14 protein-coding genes are annotated in these 19,738 nt (G+C 55.2%); 8 read left to right on the top strand and 6 right to left on the bottom strand.

Going from position 1 to position 19,738, the window contains the following annotated elements; all coding sequences use genetic code 11:
• Window positions 1-25 precede the first annotated feature (25 nt).
• The 7 genes from DFER_RS07735 to DFER_RS07705 all read left to right on the top strand — a co-directional run bounded on the left by DFER_RS07735 (window position 26) and on the right by DFER_RS07705 (window position 12,320).
• Window positions 26-2,401, top strand: coding sequence for a glycoside hydrolase family 31 protein (locus DFER_RS07735; protein WP_222837314.1), 2,376 nt, complete (start codon window positions 26-28; stop codon window positions 2,399-2,401).
• Window positions 2,402-2,515: 114 nt separating this feature from the next.
• Entirely contained in the window at window positions 2,516-3,007 is a 492-nt protein-coding gene (locus tag DFER_RS07730; RefSeq protein WP_015811066.1) for a hypothetical protein, read from the top strand.
• Window positions 3,008-3,140: 133 nt separating this feature from the next.
• On the top strand, window positions 3,141-3,734 hold the full coding sequence (locus tag DFER_RS07725) for an RNA polymerase sigma factor (protein WP_041734809.1): 594 nt from the start codon (window positions 3,141-3,143) through the stop codon (window positions 3,732-3,734).
• Window positions 3,735-3,820: 86 nt separating this feature from the next.
• On the top strand, window positions 3,821-4,885 hold the full coding sequence (locus tag DFER_RS07720) for a FecR family protein (protein WP_015811064.1): 1,065 nt from the start codon (window positions 3,821-3,823) through the stop codon (window positions 4,883-4,885).
• Window positions 4,886-5,121: 236 nt separating this feature from the next.
• Window positions 5,122-8,523, top strand: a complete 3,402-nt coding sequence (locus DFER_RS07715; protein ID WP_050774658.1) for a TonB-dependent receptor — start codon at window positions 5,122-5,124, stop codon at window positions 8,521-8,523.
• A 43-nt stretch (window positions 8,524-8,566) separates the two neighbouring features.
• Entirely contained in the window at window positions 8,567-10,021 is a 1,455-nt protein-coding gene (locus tag DFER_RS07710) for a RagB/SusD family nutrient uptake outer membrane protein (RefSeq protein ID WP_015811062.1), read from the top strand.
• Window positions 10,008-12,320, top strand: a complete 2,313-nt coding sequence (locus tag DFER_RS07705; RefSeq protein ID WP_015811061.1) for a glycosyl hydrolase family 95 catalytic domain-containing protein — start codon at window positions 10,008-10,010, stop codon at window positions 12,318-12,320. The genes DFER_RS07710 and DFER_RS07705 overlap by 14 nt, the downstream gene beginning before the upstream one ends.
• A gap of 14 nt (window positions 12,321-12,334) precedes the next feature.
• On the opposite strand, the gene DFER_RS07700 is transcribed toward DFER_RS07705, so the two are convergent.
• A complete protein-coding gene (locus DFER_RS07700; protein ID WP_015811060.1) occupies window positions 12,335-12,691 on the bottom strand; it encodes a winged helix-turn-helix transcriptional regulator in 357 nt (118 codons plus the stop codon).
• A 171-nt stretch (window positions 12,692-12,862) separates the two neighbouring features.
• Between DFER_RS07700 and DFER_RS07695 the strand changes: the two genes are divergently transcribed.
• On the top strand, window positions 12,863-13,780 hold the full coding sequence (locus DFER_RS07695) for a ClpXP adapter SpxH family protein (RefSeq protein ID WP_015811059.1): 918 nt from the start codon (window positions 12,863-12,865) through the stop codon (window positions 13,778-13,780).
• Here the strand turns inward: DFER_RS07695 and DFER_RS07690 are convergent.
• The 5 genes from DFER_RS07690 to DFER_RS07675 form a co-directional block, all read right to left on the bottom strand.
• A complete protein-coding gene (locus tag DFER_RS07690) occupies window positions 13,772-14,698 on the bottom strand; it encodes a DUF3078 domain-containing protein (protein WP_015811058.1) in 927 nt (308 codons plus the stop codon). The two genes, DFER_RS07695 and DFER_RS07690, sit on opposite strands and share 9 nt — an antisense overlap.
• Window positions 14,699-14,781: 83 nt before the next feature.
• Complete coding sequence (locus tag DFER_RS07685; RefSeq protein WP_015811057.1) at window positions 14,782-16,647, bottom strand: M61 family metallopeptidase; 1,866 nt, start codon at window positions 16,645-16,647, stop codon at window positions 14,782-14,784.
• 94 nt (window positions 16,648-16,741) lie between these two features.
• Complete coding sequence (locus DFER_RS30790; protein WP_310586759.1) at window positions 16,742-17,908, bottom strand: ABC transporter permease; 1,167 nt, start codon at window positions 17,906-17,908, stop codon at window positions 16,742-16,744.
• 62 nt (window positions 17,909-17,970) lie between these two features.
• The gene (locus DFER_RS30785) at window positions 17,971-19,365 is read right to left on the bottom strand and encodes an ABC transporter permease (protein ID WP_310586758.1); all 1,395 of its coding nucleotides are present in this window, start codon (window positions 19,363-19,365) and stop codon (window positions 17,971-17,973) included.
• The gene (locus tag DFER_RS07675) at window positions 19,362-19,697 is read right to left on the bottom strand and encodes a PadR family transcriptional regulator (protein WP_015811056.1); all 336 of its coding nucleotides are present in this window, start codon (window positions 19,695-19,697) and stop codon (window positions 19,362-19,364) included. The genes DFER_RS30785 and DFER_RS07675 overlap by 4 nt, the downstream gene beginning before the upstream one ends.
• Between the last annotated feature and the right edge of the window lie 41 nt (window positions 19,698-19,738).

The following is a 19,738-nucleotide window of genomic DNA, read 5'->3' as shown; positions in this document are numbered from 1 at the left end:
GGGCATCACATTTGAAATGCACTCCATGAATAACCTGATCAAGCGGGGCCGCCTGCTTTCTTTCCTGCTGGCCCCTGTGATCGCCCTCACCGGCGCTCACGCGCAGCATAGCAGCCTCATCAATGAGCCGGTCGACATCAGCGGCGATTTCCGGGATTTTTCCAACACCATTTTCTTTGCCGACAGCCTGGCTGCCTTCGATCCGGTCACGGGTTCGGGCAAGATTAAGTGGAAGCGCAATGAAGTTTTTGCCGCCCATAACTTCAATAACTCGATGCAGAGCTACAAGCGGTCGTTCAGCAACGAGTTTCCGGCGATCGAATATGCCCAGGACCCCGTTTTACCATTCTCCATTGAATTCACCTCCCCGCGTACCGTACGCGTCCGGGCGAACACCGGCGCGCAGGGGCCGGCAACAGGCACGTCGCTCATGCTGGCAGGCGAGCCGGGGAAAGATGCGTCGTGGAAATACAGCAAGATCAGCGGCGGGCATCAGTACACCGGCGCCCACGGCTCGGTGACCATTTATGAAAACCCCTGGAAAATCCTCATCCGCGATGCCCAGGGCAAAATCCTCACCCAAACCCGGGGCCAGGCCGATGGAAAGGCGTCGTACACGCCCACATTGCCGTTTTCCTTCGTGCGCCGGGCGTCGGACTACTCCCGCAGCGTGGCGGCTGTATTCTCCATCGCGCCCGACGAAAAGATATTCGGCTGCGGGGAATCGTTTACGAAGCTGGACAAAAACGGACAAAAGGTGGTGCTCTGGGCCCACGACCCGAACGGCGTAGAAACCCAGACCATGTACAAGCCCATCCCGTTTTACATGAGCTCGCGCGGCTACGGCATGTTTATGCACACCACTTCGCCCATTACCTGCGACTTCGGCGCCACCTATGGGGAATCGAATGCCATGCAGATCGGCGACGAGAACTTAGATCTTTTTATATTCCTCGGCGGCCCGAAGGAGGTCCTCGATGCCTACACCGATGTGACGGGCAAGGCAACGATGCCGCCATTGTGGTCTTTCGGACTCTGGATGAGCCGCATTACCTATTTTTCGGAGCAGGACGGCCGTAATGTCGCCGCAAAACTCCGAGAAAACCGCATTCCGGCGGATGTGATCCATTTTGATACAGGATGGTTCGAGACCGACTGGCGCTGCGATTACCGTTTCGCGCCGAGCCGGTTCAAAGATCCCGAAGGCATGATCGCCGACCTCCGCAAGCAGGGTTTCCGCACTTCGCTCTGGCAGTTGCCTTATTTTGTTCCAAAAAATGATTTGTACCCTGAAATCGTGTCGAAAGGATTGGCCGTGAAGAATGCGAACGGTACACTTCCCTATGAAGACGCGGTGCTCGATTTTTCGAATCCGAACACGGTGAAATGGTATGAAGATAAAATTGCGGGACTGCTGAAACTGGGCGTTTCGGCCATTAAAGTCGATTTCGGGGAAGCTGCGCCGCTTTCGGGCGTGTATGCTTCCGGCCGGACCGGTTTCTACGAGCATAATCTCTATCCTTTGCGCTACAACAAAATCGTGTCCGAACTGACCCGCAAGCTGAATGGCGAGAACATTATCTGGGCCCGGAGCACCTGGGCGGGGAGCCAGCGTTATCCCATCCACTGGGGCGGCGACGCCGAAACGACGGACAAGGGAATGCAGGCGCAGCTACGGGGCGGGTTGTCGCTCGGCATGTCGGGCTTTACGTTTTGGAGCCACGATATTGGCGGTTTTACCATGAAAACCCCCGAAGACCTTTACCGTCGCTGGCTTCCGATGGGTCTTTTGAGCTCACATAGCCGCACGCACGGCCAGGCGCCCAAGGAGCCGTGGGAATATGGTGCGGCATTTCAGGATTATTTCAGAAAGGCCGTTGAAATGAAATACAGGCTCATGCCGTACATCTACACCCAATCCAAACTGGCTTCGGAAAAAGGACTGCCGATGGTGCGCGCATTGCTCGTGGAGTTCCCCGACGACCCCGGTGCGTGGCTGGTGGACGATGCCTACATGCTGGGTTCGGACATTTTGGTGGCGCCGCTTTTCGAAAATGCTAAAAAACGCCAGGTTTACCTGCCGAAGGGCAACTGGACCGATTACCAAACCGGCAAAACCTACGCAGCCGGCTGGCATGAAATCGCGACCGGCGAGCTGGATGTGGTGATGATGGTGCGGCAAGGTGCAGTGCTTCCGCGTGTAAAAGTTGCCCAATCCACGGGCGATATCGACTGGTCGAAGATCGAGCTCGTCAACTTTTCGAATACCGCTTCGGCCAGTTTGCAGCTTTATCTGCCGGGCGAGGAGCAGGTGAAGCAGGTAGGTCTTGTGAAAAAAGGAGGCAAATATGTGGTAGGCGAAGATCCGTTTGCCGGAAAGGTGAGGTGGGAGGTTAAATAGCATTGGTTTCGAATGCGGACTTGTGGCGTAGCGCCCCGGCGATGTGTAAATGGCGTTTCTGGCATGCATTTAGTGTGATGATGGCAAGTTTTTAATCATCAACTCATAGAAATCATGAAAAAGCTAATTCAATCAGCCGCCGCCTCGCTCGTGTTCGCATGCGCATTGCTATTCGCTCAGGCAGCTTCCGCGCAAACGACGCCGAAAAACACCAACGGCGAGACTTCCGGTAATAAAACGGGCACACCGCAAACAGGCCGTGGCACCGATACAGAGCGACCTTATTACGAACCGAAAGGTGACAAAACCCAAAGCCAGGATACAACGCGCAAGCAGACGAACGAAAACCAGTCTCAGGGCAATAGTGCTGGTGGAACATCGGCCTGGCCGCAGGCAACCGGCACAACCGGGGCGATCACACCCGAATCGCAAACGCCCGTGACCAGCGAGCCGGCCAGCAATGATCCGCAGGGTACCACGGCTCCGTCCAAACAATCGGATAATGGCGGGGAGCCAAGAATGCAAAAAAATGACGCATCGAATAACGCCGGCAGCAAATCCGACAAAACGGGCGGCCGGAAAGGGAAAAGTAATGATCCCAGATAACACATTGTTGCAGATAAGTGAGTAGGAGCGGGTGCGGACACGCGAATTTATTTCGCCGGCTTTATTTTGAATTCCTTTCAAAATAAGTAAAATGCACAATTATTGCATTTTTGTCCTAACCCGCACCCACCTCATGACAGACATTACTCATCAGGATTCAGACCTTTGGTGCCTTGTCAGAGAGGGGGATGAAAGTGCCTACGGGGTCCTTTTCAAAAAATATTATCCCACACTCGTAAGCTACGGCAAGTCGCTCACAGCCCGTGAGGGACTGGCGGTCGATTGCGTACAGGAGGTTTTTATGGAGGTTTGGCTATACCGCCAGAACCTTGCACTGCCGTCGTCTGTCCGTGCTTACCTGCTCGCCGGTGTGCGTAAGCGAATCGCCCGGCGCCTCGAACGCGACCATATTTTCAAGCATGCCCAGGCTGTCGAAGACGCCGATTTCTGCTTTCATTTCACGCCATTGGACGAAATGATCTCCGACGAGGAAACGCGCCGGCAGGTTTATCAGCTCAATGTATTGCTTAACCAACTGCCTCCCCGGCAGAAGGAGGCCATTTACCTCCGCTATCATCACGAACTGGAAATCGACGAGATCGCCCGCCTGATGCAGATCAATCCCCAATCCGCTTCCAATCTTCTCCACCGCGGTATCAAGCACATTCGCGGCGCGTGGGTGGGCGAGTTCCATTCGTTAGTGCTGCTCTTTCCGCTGCTTTTCTGATTATGTTAAATTTTTTTGAGAAAAAATAGAAATCGGTGAGTATCGGCCGGTGCCGTTGTCCTCTCCTGCCTGAAAACCAAAATTTCATGCAGCGAGAAAGCTATTCTACCGTCACACAGTTTTGCGACGATACTTCATTCCGGAACTGGGCCAGCACCGGCCGGGACGAGGCCGGCTGGGCAACATGGCTCGACGCAAATCCCGACAAGGCGCAGCTTGCCCGGCAGGCGCGTATGCTCATTCTGGCCATCGGCAGGGAGTCGCCCGATATGCAGGCCGGTGAAGCCGACGAGGCCCTGGCCCAAACCTGGTCGCGGATCAGGCAGCAGGAAGGCGGCCGGGTGGTGCGGTTTGCGGTGTGGTGGCGGGCCGCTGCGGCGGTGCTCATCCTCGGCGTAGGCCTCGTGTGGTATTTTTCACATAAATATCCGGGGCGGCAGCGCGCGGCGGGGTTGCCCGGGCCCGCAGTGTCCGGAGCGAACGGCGTGATGGCGCTGCATAATGCATCCCGCGTGGCCCGGCTGATCAACCTTGAAGACGGCAGCACCATTATCCTGCAACCGGGCAGCAGGCTGAGCTACCCGGTGAAGTTCGCCGCCGATCGCCGCGAGGTGCATTTGTCGGGGGAAGCGTTTTTCGAGATCAGCAAAAACCGCCGCCGGCCGTTCCTGGTGTACACGCACGACATCGTCACAGAGGTGGTAGGCACCAGTTTCCGCATCAAAGCGCCCGACGACCAGCCCGAAGTAGAGGTTTTTGTAAAAACAGGACAAGTGCATGTCCGGCAGATCAAGGCCGGAAATACCGCAGACAAGGTCGTGCTGCTGCCCAATCAATCGGTCAGCTTCCTCAAATCGCAGCACGTATTTGAAAAGCCGGAAACGAAGGACATTCCGAAGCGGGCTATCGAATATCTGAATTTTGACTTTACCGACGCGCATGTCGAAACCATTTTCGCGGCGATCGAAAGCGCTTACGGCGTGACGATCGAATACCCGAAGGATGCGTTTCGGGACTGCTACCTTTCCACTTCACTTGCGGACGAACCGCTTCTTTCGAAATTGAAAATCGTATGCGAAAGCATCAGCTCGGGCACCCAGTTCCGGATGGAGGGTGACCGTGTCATCATTGAATCTACCGGATGTAACTAAGAGCCCACTGATGCCTATGAATTAAGCTAGAAAGCGAATAGGGGCCGGACAAGTTTGCAGCGCGCCCGGCCCTGAAAGCGACCATCTCCACTCGCATAGCGCCCTGGGAGAGGGGTGTTATTGCCCAATCTTTTCTCGTATCGAAACAATAAACCGTCAAATCTATGAAGAAAACTTTGACAGCCAAACGATTATTGTGCCAACTCTTAATGAAGTCGTTACAACAATTCCTCCTAATGATTGTCATCACCCAGCTGGCAATGGCCGGACCGTCGTCGGGCCAGAACCTGCTGGAAAGAAGGGTTACGCTCAATCTGAACCGCACTACGCTGGGCAGCGCGTTACAGCAGCTGGAAAAAACAGCCGAGATTAAATTTTCCTACAACTCGCGCATGCTGCCGCTGAAATTTACAGTGAGCCTCAATGCGCAGAACGAGCCGCTCGCAACCGTGCTCGACAAGCTGCTGCTGCCCAACAAGATCAGCTACAAGCAGGTAAGCAACCGCATTGTCCTCCGCAGCCAGCCCGAGGTGATCAATGCCGCCGAACCGGCACCCGAGGGCCCGAAGTACGCAACGGTGGTAGACGACCGCTCGCTGGTGGGGAAGGTGTCCGGCGATAACGGCGAAGGCTTGCCGGGCGTCAATATCGTGATCAAAGGCAGCCAGCGCGGGGCCGTCACCAATGCAGACGGTAGTTACAGCCTCCTCGTACCCGAGGGCAGCCAAACGGTCGTGTTTTCGTCGGTAGGGTATATTTCGCAGGAAATCGTCGTCGCGACCGACCGTACCGCGCTGGACGTGACCCTGAAAGTGGATGAAAAAGCCCTGGAAGAGGTGGTTGTGGTGGGCTATGGTACCCAAAAGAAAGTGAACCTTACCGGCTCGGTATCCACGGTGAATGTGGACAATATGCAAAGCCGCCAGGTGAGCAACAGCCTTGCCGCATTGCAGGGACAGGTGACGGGACTTCGCATCAGCCAGGGTACTGGTATGCCCGGCCGTGAAAGCGTGTCGCTCACCCTCCGCGGGGCCAGCTCATGGGGTACCAACACCAGTCCGCTGGTGCTGGTAGACGGTGTCGTAGGCTCGCTGGACGTGCTTCCGATGTCGGATATTGAAAGCATTTCAGTGCTGAAAGATGCGGCGTCCGCTTCCATTTACGGCGCGCGCGCTGCCAATGGCGTAATCCTCGTGACTACCAAGCAGGGCAAAAAGGGCAAGCCGACATTGACCTACAATATGTCGCTCCGCACGCAGTCACCCACCGGCGTGCCGAATCAGATCTGGAATTCGGGGCAATACATGGAGCTTTTCAACAAAGCGGTTGCCCGGAATGCCGTGAGCGCGGTGCCGTTCCCGCAGGCGCTGATCGACAAGTACACCGATCCCAACCGGAACAAGGACCAGTTTCCCGACTACAACTGGGCCGATGCCGTCTGGAAATCGGCACCAATGCAGGAGCACAATGTGGGCGTAAATGGTGGTTCCGATGCATTTAAATACAATATATCCGCCGGCATGATCGACCAGAAAGGGGTGCTGCTGGGGCACAGGTACAAGCGTTTCAATGGTTTGGCCAACCTTTCGACCACGATCAACAAATACATTACAGTGGGTACGAACGTGAGCTACATGAAAGGCAATTCGCTTTCGCCCTACTACGAAAATCAGAACTTCGTGCTCATGACGATGACCCAGTCGCCGCTCGTGAAGCCGTACCTGCCCGACGGAAGCGGCCGGTATACCGACAAGGCCGTGCCCACCGGCGTAGGCGGTTCGCAGAACAACCGCAACCCGTTCTGGATCGCTAACGAAACGTATAGGGATTACGACGACTGGCAGGCCAACGTGCAGGGCTGGCTCGATGTGAACTTCCTGCAAACCGAAAAAATGGGACTTAAATGGAGCTCCAAATATGCCTCCCGGTTTGCCGAGCAGTTCCGCAACATTTACCATTACGGCGCCGACGCTTTTTATTATCTGCCTGAAAACGAGTACACTGCCGGCGGAGCCAATGTGTACCAGAAAGGTACGCCGTTCGGGCCAGAGGCATTGGGCGTAAACCAGGGCAACTTCCGCACGCTGCTCAATACGTTTTACTCGTCGCTGAACTGGAACTGGAATCCCGGCCGGCATGACATCGCATTGATGGTCGGATACAGCCAGGAGGAGCAGAAATACCGCTGGCTGGGCGGCACGCGCAATGTGTTTCCAGTCAAAAATATGTACGAGCTCGATGGAATGGGACCATTAAACCAGACTACCACCGGCGGGCTCACCGAATGGGCGTTCCAATCGCTTTTCGGCCGGGCTACGTATGCATTGGCTTCGAAATACCTGTTGGAAGCGAATTTCCGGTATGACGGCACATCCCGCATTTACAAAGACAGCCGCTGGGGCTTTTTCCCGTCCGCGTCGGCCGGGTGGCGGATCAGCGAAGAGGCATTTATCCGTGACGGGGCAAGCTGGATCGACAACCTGAAATTGCGGGCTTCGTACGGGCTGCTCGGTAATGCCAACATCGGTGAATACCGGGTAGGCAATACAAACCTCGGTGAATATCCCTGGCAGGATACTTATGTCGCCACGACCTATGCTTTCAACGAAGCGCTGGGGCAGGGTGTTCAGCAAACCGCATTCCGCAACAGGGGACTTAAATGGGAAAAAACGACTATTGCCGACATCGGCCTCGATTTTAACCTGAAAAGCGACCTGATTTACGGTACGATAGATTGGTACAACAAGGTAACTACCGGAATCCTGGCCGGCGCCATCATCCCCGCCAGCGCAGGCATGTCGGCGCCGGTGATCAACTACGGCACGCTCAGAAACTACGGCCTGGAACTGGAATTGGGACACAAAGGCAAATTTGGGCAGGTTGAATACGGCATTAATGGGCAAGTATCCGTTAACCGCAACAAGGTCATCAAATTCCCCGCCCCCGCTTACAGCGACCGTATCATCATGGAAGGGCTGCCGTACCGCGACTATTACTTGTACGAATACACCGGCCTGTTCAAATCGGAGGAGGAGCTGAAAGCCGTGGTGACACCCGGTAACCCACAGCTCGGCGACATTAAATTCAAAGACCAGAACAACGATGGCAAGATCGACGGCGACGACCGCATTCGCGTGAAGGGCGCATATCCGGGCTTCATCTACTCTTTCGGAGGCAATGTGCGGTGGAAAAACTTTGACCTGGCGCTGTTCTTCCAGGGTGTGCAGGGGCAAAAAGTGAGAACATTTTTCTTTGGCGAAGATCCATTCTCGCAGGGCTCATCCCCGCATCCCAAGTTCCTCGACGCCTACGATCCCGTGACCAACCCCGACTCCGAAGTGCCGGCCATTTACGGCTGGGGATATGCTCCGATGACCGGCGGAACGGCCCAGAACTCGACTTATTTCCTCAAAGACGCGTCCTACCTGCGCCTGAAAAACGTGCAGATCGGCTACACCATACCGACTTCCGTCACCAAAAAAGTGGGTATCAATCATCTCAAAGTGTTCGTCACGGGAGATAACATCCTCACATTCACCAAATACCCCGACCTCGATCCCGAACGTGCGGGCGACGGCTGGCATGCGCAGTACCCGCAGCTGAAAGTGTATTCCGTGGGTTTGAACCTGAGATTCTGATTGGTTAAACAGCTATCACCTGATATAAAAAGATATACCTGATATGAAAACGTTTCTAAACCGTATTCTTTTGCCGGCCATGCTCGTGGCCACGCTCACGGGTTGCAGTGATGATTTTCTGGATAAAAACCCGCCGCAGGAAATTGCGGCCGGGCAGTTCTGGACCACCGAGGGCGACGTGCAAATGGGCGTGGCGGGCTGCTATGCCCGGCTCAAAGGCACTTACGTTACCTGGCACCGCAGCTACTGGGATGCCGCCGCCGATAACGGCTGGGCCCAGCATTACGGCGACATCCGCCTCATGCAGTCGGGCACGCTCGATCCGGCCAACTCCGGCGCGCCGCGGTCGCTGTACACGTCCTGCTACCAGGGCATTGCGAGCTGCAACACATTTCTTCAGAACTTCAAAAAGGTAACGCTCTCCGAAGCGGCCTCTCGGGCGTACGAGGCCGAAGTCCGGTTCCTGCGGGCGATGTTCTATTTCGAGCTCGCGCAGCGCTGGGGCGGGGTAGTGGTTTACAAAGAGGTGCCGTCGGATGTGGAGCAGCTCAAAATCGCTAAATCTTCCAGGGAGGAAGTTTACAAGTTCATCGAAGAAGACCTTGCTTTTGCTGTGGCCAACCTGCCGGACGATGCCTACAAATCCGGCCACGCCATGAAAACCAGCGCCCAGGCGTTGCAGGCGCGCATTGCATTGTTTCAGGGTAAATGGGATGATGTCATTTCGCTGACTTCCGCCATTATTGCTTCCAATAAATATTCGCTCGCGCCCGACCTCGAATCGCCGTTTATCAAGGGCAAAGGCCAGGCTTCCAGCCCGGAGATCATTTTTTCCATTAAATACATCGAAACCCGGGATGGCAGGCAATCGAACGACGGCGGGCAGGAGGTTGAATTCTTCCGCTGGGGCGGCCTGGCGCCTACCAAGGACCTGATCGACGAGTACGAGGCCGCCGATCTCCGCCTGAAAAAGTGGTATTATTTTTCTCCCAACAAAACAACTTTCGAACGCGAGGACGGCTTCAAATTCCAGACTGAATTCACGGCTACCAACTACGGGCTGATCAAATTTGCGGCAGTCTGGGACCAGTCGCGGTTCATTCCCAGCGAGCGGGATATCCTCACCGGCCACGATATCGTGCTTTTCCGCCTGGCCGACATTTACCTGATGAACGCGGAGGCGCAGATGGAAAAGGCGGGCGGTACCACCTCCGAGGCCAAAGCGCTTTCCTACGTCAATGCGGTCCGCGCCCGTGCGGGTGTGCCTGCATTCGCATCGCTCACACGTGCGCAGCTGCGTAAGGAACGCAGGCGTGAGCTGGCATTCGAAGGGCTTCGGCTGTTCGATATTGTCCGCTGGCGGATTGGGAAGGATATCAATGACAAGCTGATCCACAGCAACATCCGGCTGAGATGGGACGACAAGTTTTATATTTGGCCGTTCTCGCAGAGTGAAATCGATATTAACAAAGCATTGGTACAAAATGAAGGATATTAAGAGGTGTTTTCTATTCCAAATCCTGTCGGTATGCGCCGGGCTGTTGTGCATGACAACGGCCCGTGCCCAGCCGGCTGCGAAGCACAATCTTCATTTTGACAAGCTTGCCAAAGTCTGGGACGAAGCGCTGCCGCTCGGCAACGGGACCATCGGCGCGCTGATCTGGGAACGCGAGGGAAAGCTCCGCTTATCGCTCGACCGGGCCGATATCTGGGACATGCGCCCTATGGCCGGTCTCCACCGCGAGGAATTCAGCTATAAATGGGTCCGGGAGCAGGTGCGTAAAAAGGATTACAAGCCGGTCCAGCAGTATTTCGATGCGCCTTATGACCGGGAGCCGGCCCCGTCCAAAATCCCGGCGGGCGCGCTGGAATTCAGCCTGCCCGCAGACTTACGCGTGAAAAAGGCGGACGTGGACCTGGCCTCGGCGACGGCCGTTGTGGAATGGGCAAACGGCATGGTACTCAAAACTTTCGTGCACGCAACGAGGCCGGTAGGCTGGTTCCGGTTCGAGGGCGTGGCCGGTGACCTCGCGCCCGAAATGATCGCGCCGCGGTACAGCGGCAAAGTTACCCCGGGAGGTGAGGTGAATTCAGTCGTGGGCGACGATCTGGCGCGGCTGGGGTACAAGCAAGGGACGATAACCCGCGAATCGGGCAGCATTACTTACCGGCAGGAGGGTTGGGGAGGGTTCCAATACGAGGTATCGGTGCGCTGGAAACAGCCGGCAAAAGGCGTTATCGAAGGCGTATGGAGCGTATCGTCGCATTATCCCAAAGCGGCGGAGCTTCCCGCCGCAGCGGATGTGACGGCTACTGCATTGAAATCGTCGTATGCCTCTGTCCGGGAATCGCATATCGCCTGGTGGACGACTTTCTGGAACAAATCGACCATTCGTGTACCCGATCCGCTCCTCGAAAAGCAGTGGTATCTGGAACAATACAAATTCGGATCGGCTGCACGCCGTGGTGCGCCGCCGATCTCACTGCAAGCCGTGTGGACGGCCGACAATGGCCGCATTCCGCCCTGGAAAGGCGACTACCATCACGACCTGAACACCCAGCTTAGCTACTGGCCCGCATACAGCGGCAACCACCTCGAAGAAGCCCTGGGCTATCTCGACCATCTGGATGAAAACAAAGCGAATTACCTGCGCTACACCCGGCAGTACTTCGGCGTGGAAGGCCTGGCGGTGCCCGGCGTCACCACCCTCGACGGCACCGAAATGGGCGGCTGGATACAGTATTCCCTCTCGCCGACGGTGTCGGGCTGGCTGGCGCACCATTATTACCTGCAATGGCGGTACAGTCTGGACAAGGTGTTTTTGAAAGACAGGGCTTTCCCGTGGTTCAAACAAGTGTGTCAGTTTTTTGAAAATATTACCTTCAAAAATGACCAGGGCGAGCGGCAGCTGCCGATCAGTTCGAGCCCCGAGATCCGGGACAACAAGCTGGAAGCGTGGTTCCCCCAAACGACGAATTACGACCTGGCGCTCATCCGGTTCGCATTCCAGGCTGGCACCGAGCTCGCCCGCGAAATGGGCGACGAGGCCCAGGCGAAGCATTGGCAGGCTGTATTGTCCGAATTTCCGGGATATGCCCATTCCGGGCAGTCCGAGCTGATGTTTGCACGCACATTACCCTATAATGAGTCGCACCGGCATTTCTCGCACCTGATGGCCATCCATCCCCTTGGCCTGATTAAATGGGAAGACGGGCCGGAAGCGCAGAAGACCATTCGCAATACCATTGCCTTGCTCGACCGCGTAGGGCCGGATCTCTGGTGCGGTTACTCGTATTCGTGGCTGGCCAATCTCAAAGCCCGCGCCAAGGACGGCGAAGGCGCCCGCAAAGCGCTGGACATTTTCGCGAGGGCATTTTGCCTGCCTAACAGCTTCCATGCCAACGGCGACCAGACGAAATCGGGGCTGTCCAAATTCACTTACCGGCCATTTACGCTGGAAGGTAACTTCGCATTTGCGTCGGGTTTGCAGGAGATGATGCTGCAAAGCTACGCCGGGTTCGTCGAGGTCATGCCGGCATTGCCGGACAGCTGGAAGGACGCCGACTTCACCGATTTGCGTGCGGAAGGCGCGGTGCTCGTGAGTGCGTCCAGGCGTGGCGGCAAGGTGGTGTCGGTGAAGCTCACGGCGGAAAAGGATGGAGAAATTGTATTGAAAAGCCCATTTGCCGGGCACCGTATTGCAAATGCCAGGGGCATTGACGTGGTGAATGGAGAAAAAGGCTTCCTGAAATTGAAATGCAAGGCAGGCGGCACAGTTACATTGGCAGCAAAATGAATGCGCAGCGCCGTTTACGCAACGACGGCGCTGCGGTACTCTTCTCCCCAGCTCGCTATGGCATTGATGATCGGCTCTACCGAGCGGCCATATTCGGTGAGCTGGTACTCTACCGTCACCGGCTTGGTGTCCAGCACCCGCCGGGTAATGAGCTGGTTGGTCTCCATGTCGTGCAGTTCTTTCGACAGCATTTTTGCGGCAATGCCGTCCACTTCCCGCAGCAAGTCCATAAAGCGCATTTTATCGTTGAGCAGCAGTGTGCCCAGGATATGGAACTTCCATTTGCCCGACAGGATTTCCATCGTGTCCCTGATCGCCAGAATCCTTTTTTTACATTGTGCGGTGGTGTTGCACGACGCCTGTTTCTTCATCTTCCGCTCCGGATTAGTTCGTCGTAAATGTAAGTGCGTGAAAGCTGGTTTCCAACAGGAAACTGGTTTCAAAAGGGAAATGCATAACAATAGTAAACCGGGTTGCTGCTAGTTTTGGGGCATTAAATTCCTTCCGGGGATTTTCAGAACTGTATAATTGCTCTTCCCGATATGCAAAACAACCCATTACACTGCGACCCGGAAACCGGCGTTTGCGAGCTGCCTTCGGCACAAAATCAGGAATATACCGGCCCGATAGAGGCTGGCAAAAAGCCGGTCCGGATCATCTACTTCACCGACCCGATCTGCTCCACCTGCTGGGGCATTGAGCCGCAGCTCCGAAAACTGAAACTGGAATACGGCCATCTCGTGGATATCGAGTACCGGATGGGCGGCCTGCTGCCCGACTGGACTTACAACAGCGGGGGCATCAGCAAACCTTCCGACGTGGCGCCGCATTGGGATGAAGTAAGCCGCTATTATCAGATGCCCATCGTGGGCGATGTGTGGATCACCGACCCGCTGCATTCCTCCTATCCGCCGTCCATCGCATTCAAAGCCGCGCAAATGCAGGACGAAACCAGGGCCATTGCATTCCTGCGGAGAATCAGGGAAATGGTTTTCATCGAAAAAAAGAACATTACCCGCTGGGAACATCTGGCCGAGGCTGCTGAAAACGCGGGGCTGAATGCGGAAACGCTGAAACAGGACTGCGAAACACGTGCAAACGACGCATTTCAGGCCGATTTGCAACTGGCCGCGCAATGGGGCGTCCGCGGTTTTCCGACCTTGTTTTTCGTGGACGGAAGCGGCGCACATGAAAAAGTTTACGGGTTCAAACCTTATCAAATGTTTGAAAACGCCGTTGCCAAAATGCAATCCGGCGCGCAAAAGAATTGGTACAGCAAAAACTGGCAGGACCTTTTCAACCAATTCCCGACCCTTACAACCAAGGAGTTTGCCGAACTTACCGGCCACACATTCGAAGCCGCCGATCAGCAGCTGCATGCATTGCAAAAGGAAGGTTTTCTCAAATCGTTTGTGACCGAGAATGGGATCCTTTGGAAATATACCAGCCTCTCAAAATGAAAAGAGGAACCCGATGTTGAGCGACTGTGCAAACTGGATTCGGGTACTCTGATCCTTGTCGTACACGACGATCGCCCCGAGGTTCACATTCACGTATTTGTTGATCTTGGCGGTCAGCTGCGCGTCGAGGCGGTTGTCGATTTCCAGCGGGTGCCGGAAGCTCGAAAACATCAGATACCTGAATTTCAGGTTAATATCCTTGGCCAGATCCTTGTCGAAATTCGCCACGAGCTGGATGAGGGCCGCCTCCGTACGTACGCGCTTGCCGATGGGAACGCCGTAGTTTTTCTGGTCGGGCGTGTTGACGTACAAATCGCGGTCGATCACGATCGTCTGGCGCAATGCACCCGGCGCAAAATCAATGAAGAAATAGGGAGCGGGGCGGTACTCGATACCGATCGCTTCGGTCACGTAGGCCGGTGAAAACAGCCCCGAAACCTTTTTCTTGTAATTAATGGAGTCGGGGTTGGTATTGTATTCATACCCCGCCGCAAACTGCGACAGGAAATTCAGGTTGGCAAAAAGGCTCCATTTCTCGGAAAGCTCGCGGTTATATTTGGTGTCGAAAAAAATGCGGTCGACGCTCTTGCGGCTCTGCTGCCCCTTGTTCCGCACGATCCCGTACTGCGACTGGAAGTCGTTCCGCCACGAATCCTTCCCTTTCTTTTTCTCGTTCAACGCGTTAAAAAACACGCCCAGTGCCACCGAGTTCACCCCGCCGCCCGTCCAGTTGGAACTGAACGAGCCCTGGTTGAGGTTAGCGCCAAACTCGATTTTCTTCCACGCCGTGTCTTTGGCCGTTTTAAGCCGGGCCGCATTGATGGCGTTGGTAAGGTCGACTTTATTTTGGGCAAATACTGTTGAAACTGAGAATATAACAAAAAAAATGAAGCCCGGAATGATCCTCCTTGTACACATGCTCGAAAAATACTAATTAATAATCCGGCGAATATATTTGTGTTACCAGAAGTTTACCAAGTTTTCGACATGCAAATGTTTCGCTAATTTTTGAGCCATGCCTGGTTCAGGCTTTGTTTGGACTCGTCGCGGAAGCGGAAACCGTCGCCGTCGGCATAGTTCAGTTTCACCGCGCCTTTCAGCTCCAGGTCCTGGCCGTTGCGCTTTACTTTCACGGTAATGGGGCTGCCCTCGTCGAGGTCGTAGCCGAGGAACACGATGGAACTCAGGTTGGTAGGGTCAATGGGCACGCCATTGAATTCGAGGAATACGTCGTTGTTCTGGATGCCCAATGCCTTGTAAAACTGGTTGGCGTCGTCGGGCATGTCCGCGAGCACGTGCGTACGCGAGGGATCGGGCTTGATGTAAATCACACTGTCGCGCATGAATACCACCGGTTCAGGAAACGGAACGGGCTCTTTTTTGAGTCCAACCTTAGCCAGAAAGTCTTCATACACAATGGGTTCGCCGGCTACCACATGCTTGTCCAGAAATGCACCGGCTTCCGGCCCGGCGATCTGTGTGATGACTGGGATCAGCTCCGCGTCGTCGAACGGCTTTTGCGGCCCGAATTTCGCCGACAGCTCGCCCATCAGCCAAAGCAGCCCGCGCTGGCCTTTGCTTTGCTCGCGGATTACAATATCGAGGCACATCGCAATGAGCGCGCCTTTTTCGTACACATTCGGATACTGCGGCTTGATTTTCGGATCGAGCACATTGCGGCTCATTTCGGTAAATGACAGGTCATCCTGGTAATCGCGGGAGTTCGCTACCTTCTTGGCCATGAGGTCGTAGAATACGTCGGCGCCGATCAGTCCCTGGTTTACCTGGAAAAGATTGGAAAAATACTCCGTTACACCCTCGTAGAACCATAAATGCTGGCTCATTTTCGGGTTGTTGAAATCGAAATAATGGATTTCTTTCGAATGTACTTTCAACGGGGCGAGGGTGTGAAAAAACTCGTGGCTGATCACGTGGATCAGGTCCTTGCTTTTCATCGGGTCCCGGAAAACTGCCGTCGTGGATGCATTGTGTTCCAACGCCCCAATGCCTTTGGCATCGTTCGCCGCGCCCGAGGAAATGTAGGTCAACACCGCGTATTTCGGCGTGTCATTGATCTTTCCCAGGAATTTTTTCTGGGCGCGCATCATCTTTTCTACGTCGGGGCGCAATGCGGAGGCGCGCACATTCCCGCGCGGCGAATACACGCCGATCAGCACTTCCATGCCGTCGACCTTGAATGCCGAGGTGTCGGGCGCAGCGTACATCACGGGATTGTCGATCACATCGGGATAGCGGGCAAGCGTGAACACATCCCGGCGGGCATCGTCGTCGCTGTCCACGAGCGCGGTGGTGCCGTAGAGTGTTTCGGGATGGTTGACGGTGATGCGGTAAGGCGTCTCGGTTTGTCCTGAAAAATAGCCGACAAACCCGGCCATATTAAGCAGGAAATGCTTTCCGGCGTCGATATTGGTCCCTGCGGGCGAAAATATCGTGTTGCCGGTTTCCGAAAATGTATCGCTCTCCTTTTCTGTGTCGAACGTGTCGTCCACCAGGTAGGAGAGACGGGCCAGTTTGCGGCCGGGCGTAATGCTCACCGTGTTGGAATCGGTGCGCGTGATGCGCAAGGGTTTTCCTTTTTTATCAAATGCTTCAATATTACTGATATACCGGCCATAGTCGGCGATCGCGTACGTGCCCGGGATGATTTTCGGGAAGTTATAAGTGGCTGTTTCTTCGGATTGTGCAGGTGGCGTCACCGTCACACGCACACGGTCGGACTGGACATTCACCAGGTCGATGGAAACGTCCATGGTATTTGCGCCGGAAGCGGCCGGTCCGGGTTTGCTGCCGGCACAGCCGTAAAGCATCGCGCTCACACAAAGCGCGGATAAGAATTGTATTTTCATATTAAAGAGCTTAGCTGCGGCCTCCGCCTTGCGGGCGGATGTTTTTCGGGGCCGTGGCGCAAGTTACGGGAAACAACCCGTTGATTGTCCTGCTCTAATCGCTTTTCAGGACTTTTGCCGGATTGGACCGTGCCGCGCGCGCCGTTTGCGAGCCGATCATCAGCAGCGCGAGCAGCATGACCACGACCGTTCCGCCGATCAGCTCAATCATGCCGATAGGCTGGTGGTAAGCAAAGCGCGCGAGCACCAACTGGTCGAAGAGCAGGTAAGTGGCCGGGAGCGCAATCAGCCCGGCAACGGCGAGGAGTGTCAGAAACCCGCGGCAAAGCAGGAATATGAGGCCCGGCTCGCTGGCGCCCAGCGCTTTGCGGATGCTGATTTCTTTGAGCTTCGTTTCCGTGGTGAACACCACCATGCCGAACAACCCGAGCGAGGCAATGCAAATCGCCAGAAAGGCCAGCAGCCCGATTGCCTTCAACATCATGGAAAACTGGCTGTACGTACGCTCGATCTGGTCGTCGTAGAAAACGGCTTTGAGCGGATGCACCTTATCGAACCGTTTCCAGGCTTCTTCGATGCGCGCCATTGTGGCCGTAAGGTCGCCGGACGCGATTTGGAGGTTGAGATAACCCCAGGGCTCGCTGCGGGAATAGCGGAACATCACGGGCTCGATCTTGTTTTCGACCGTCCCGTAATGAAAGTCTTTGAGCACACCCACGATCGTCAGCTTCTGTTTGCCCACGGTTAATATTTTACCCAAAGCTTTCCGCGGATCGCGATCGGCAATGTTGAACCGTTTTAAAAGCTTCTGATTCACAATCACTTCTGATTCGTTCCCTTTTTCGGGGCGTAGCATGAAATTCGTCCCGGCGAGCAGTTTATGTCCATGAATGGGCAGGTAATGCTCGTCGACCGTGTTCATCCACACCAGCGCGGAATCGCCGGGGATGTATTTGGTATAATCTCCAAAAATGCTGCCTACGCTCGTCACCATGCTCGATTGCGACAGCCGCTTCACGTCCGGTATCGCCGCCAGATCTTCGCGCAGTACGGATGCATCGGTGCCGCGGAGCTTGATATTCAGGATGTTTTCGGTGTTGAAACCCAGGTCAAAGTTCAGGAAACCTTTGTATTGGCTGTAACCCACGGCCGTGGTGGCGATAAAAATCAGGGATAATGTGTATTGCACCACGATAAGTGCCTTTCTTAGCCCGATATGCTTAAAGACTTTGAGCCCGCCGGCATCTCTCATCACGGACATTGCATTGATTTTGGAAAAAAACACCGCCGGCAGAAAGCCCGCCACGAGGCCAGTGAATGCCGCTAATGCAATGAAATACAGCAGGATCGGGTCGATAGTTCAAGGGTGAATATCTGCGAAATATGCGGGTCGAGGGCGAAAAACTCCTTGCGCAGCAGCAGGTACAGGCCAAACGAGAGCAGCAATGCAAGAAATGCGATCATCACCGCTTCGGCAATGAACTGCCCGACGACATGCCCCGCTCGGGCACCGATGATCTTGCGTACCCCCACCTCGCGCGACCGCCGGAGCGAACGGGCGATCGACAGGTTGGTGTAGTTGAAACAGGCCGAAAGAATGATCACCAATGCCAGCCCGCCAAGAATCCAGAGCGTAACCGGCTCGGTTTCAGGGCCGAGATTGTTGGAAAGATCCTTTCCCAAAGCGATATTCTTTAATGGTTGCAGCGACACGGTCACTTTGAGGTTCTCCATGGCCTTGTTTTCCTCCGCACTGATCTGATCCAGTGTGCGCTGCACATTGCCTGTGCTGCCGCCCCGGGGCACGGTGAGGTACACGTAATTGGACCACACATTATCCCAATCATAAAACCAGTCTTCCTTTTTACCCATCGTTGCGTCGGCGGTGGCAAATGATACCAGCGCGTCGAAACGCAGGTGCGACAGGCTTGGAACTTCCTTCGCCACGCCGGTCACCTGGTAATCCAGCGTATCGAAGCGGACGGTCTGGCCCAGCGGGTTGGATTTGCCGAAAAGCCGCTCGGCCGTTTTTTCGCTCACTACGAGTGAAAATGGCTCTTTCAGCGCCGTAGCCGGATCGCCGGCAACGAGCGGAAAGGTGAATACCTTGAAAAACGAATGGTCGGCCCAGATCGCTTCCAGCGGGAAGGTGTTTTTGCCGATTTGTGCATCACCCGAAAATCCCGTGCGCAGGAGTGTGAAATCTTCCACGCCCGGCACATTTTCTTTGAGCCGCTGCCCGATGCGCACCGAGGTGGAAGCCAGGTCCATCGGTGACTGCCCATCGCCGGCATGCCGCGTGATTATCCGGTATGTGCGATCTTTCTTCTCGTGAAAATCGTCATAGGAGCGCAAATCGTTCACAATAGAGATCACCAATAAGCCCACAGCCATGCTCACGGCCAGACCAATGATGTTGATCACCGAAAACAGTTTGTTGCGCACCAGGCTGCGCCGCGAGGTTTTGAAATAGCTGCCGATCATCATGAAATGGGTTAGAAAGGTGAAGATTTCGATTTTGCGCACGGTGTACGGCCGGAGAAACTTGACGACGTCGATCATATAAATGAACCGGGCGCGCCGGGCGCCTTTGTCGCGGACATTGCGCCGGAAATATTCGTAGAGGTCGCCTTCGAGGTCTTCGAGCAGGCGGGGCCGGCAGTACCAGCGCAGGAAGCGCGTGGCCCATTGCGGTGGTTGCGGGTCGGGCTTTTTCATATCGAACCTTCGAGGTTAAAGCCGGGAATGTTGCGCCAGATCGTTTCGCGCAGCTCCTTCGCACGCATGAGCGCCACCTTGCCTGCGTGGCTCACTTCGTAATACCGCTTCCGCTTGCCGCCGCGAGTGGCGCTGGCGTCGCCGAGCTGGCTTTTCGCAAGCCCTTTTTCTTCCAGCCGATTGAGCACGGCATGCACCACGCCCAGCTTAGCCGAGCGGCCGGTGTATCGTTCGAGCTCGTCGCAAATGGCCACGCTGTATGCCTCCCGGCCCAATGCCGCGATCGTGAGCAATACCAGCTCTTCAAACTCCCCCAGGTTGGTCCCTTTCATTTGGCAGCCAACGGTTTAATGTATTTATTCAGTAAATGTAT

This window comes from Dyadobacter fermentans DSM 18053 (genome assembly GCF_000023125.1).
Taxonomy (GTDB): Bacteria; Bacteroidota; Bacteroidia; order Cytophagales; family Spirosomataceae; genus Dyadobacter; species Dyadobacter fermentans.
This window is presented reverse-complemented; position numbering and strand designations above follow the sequence as displayed.

Excerpts from the sequence above, each read along its gene's own strand:
- DFER_RS07675 (WP_015811056.1), bottom strand. The coding sequence starts at position 19,697 with ATGAAAGGGACCAACCTGGGGGAGTTTGAAGAGCTGGTATTGCTCACG.
- DFER_RS07730 (WP_015811066.1), top strand. The coding sequence starts at position 2,516 with ATGAAAAAGCTAATTCAATCAGCCGCCGCCTCGCTCGTGTTCGCATGC.
- DFER_RS07690 (WP_015811058.1), bottom strand. The coding sequence starts at position 14,698 with ATGTGTACAAGGAGGATCATTCCGGGCTTCATTTTTTTTGTTATATTC.
- DFER_RS07710 (WP_015811062.1), top strand. The coding sequence starts at position 8,567 with ATGAAAACGTTTCTAAACCGTATTCTTTTGCCGGCCATGCTCGTGGCC.
- DFER_RS30785 (WP_310586758.1), bottom strand. The coding sequence starts at position 19,365 with ATGAAAAAGCCCGACCCGCAACCACCGCAATGGGCCACGCGCTTCCTG.
- DFER_RS30790 (WP_310586759.1), bottom strand. The coding sequence starts at position 17,908 with ATGTCCGTGATGAGAGATGCCGGCGGGCTCAAAGTCTTTAAGCATATC.
- DFER_RS07720 (WP_015811064.1), top strand. The coding sequence starts at position 3,821 with ATGCAGCGAGAAAGCTATTCTACCGTCACACAGTTTTGCGACGATACT.
- DFER_RS07695 (WP_015811059.1), top strand. The coding sequence starts at position 12,863 with ATGCAAAACAACCCATTACACTGCGACCCGGAAACCGGCGTTTGCGAG.
- DFER_RS07715 (WP_050774658.1), top strand. The coding sequence starts at position 5,122 with ATGATTGTCATCACCCAGCTGGCAATGGCCGGACCGTCGTCGGGCCAG.
- DFER_RS07725 (WP_041734809.1), top strand. The coding sequence starts at position 3,141 with ATGACAGACATTACTCATCAGGATTCAGACCTTTGGTGCCTTGTCAGA.
- DFER_RS07685 (WP_015811057.1), bottom strand. The coding sequence starts at position 16,647 with ATGAAAATACAATTCTTATCCGCGCTTTGTGTGAGCGCGATGCTTTAC.
- DFER_RS07705 (WP_015811061.1), top strand. The coding sequence starts at position 10,008 with ATGAAGGATATTAAGAGGTGTTTTCTATTCCAAATCCTGTCGGTATGC.
- DFER_RS07735 (WP_222837314.1), top strand. The coding sequence starts at position 26 with ATGAATAACCTGATCAAGCGGGGCCGCCTGCTTTCTTTCCTGCTGGCC.
- DFER_RS07700 (WP_015811060.1), bottom strand. The coding sequence starts at position 12,691 with ATGAAGAAACAGGCGTCGTGCAACACCACCGCACAATGTAAAAAAAGG.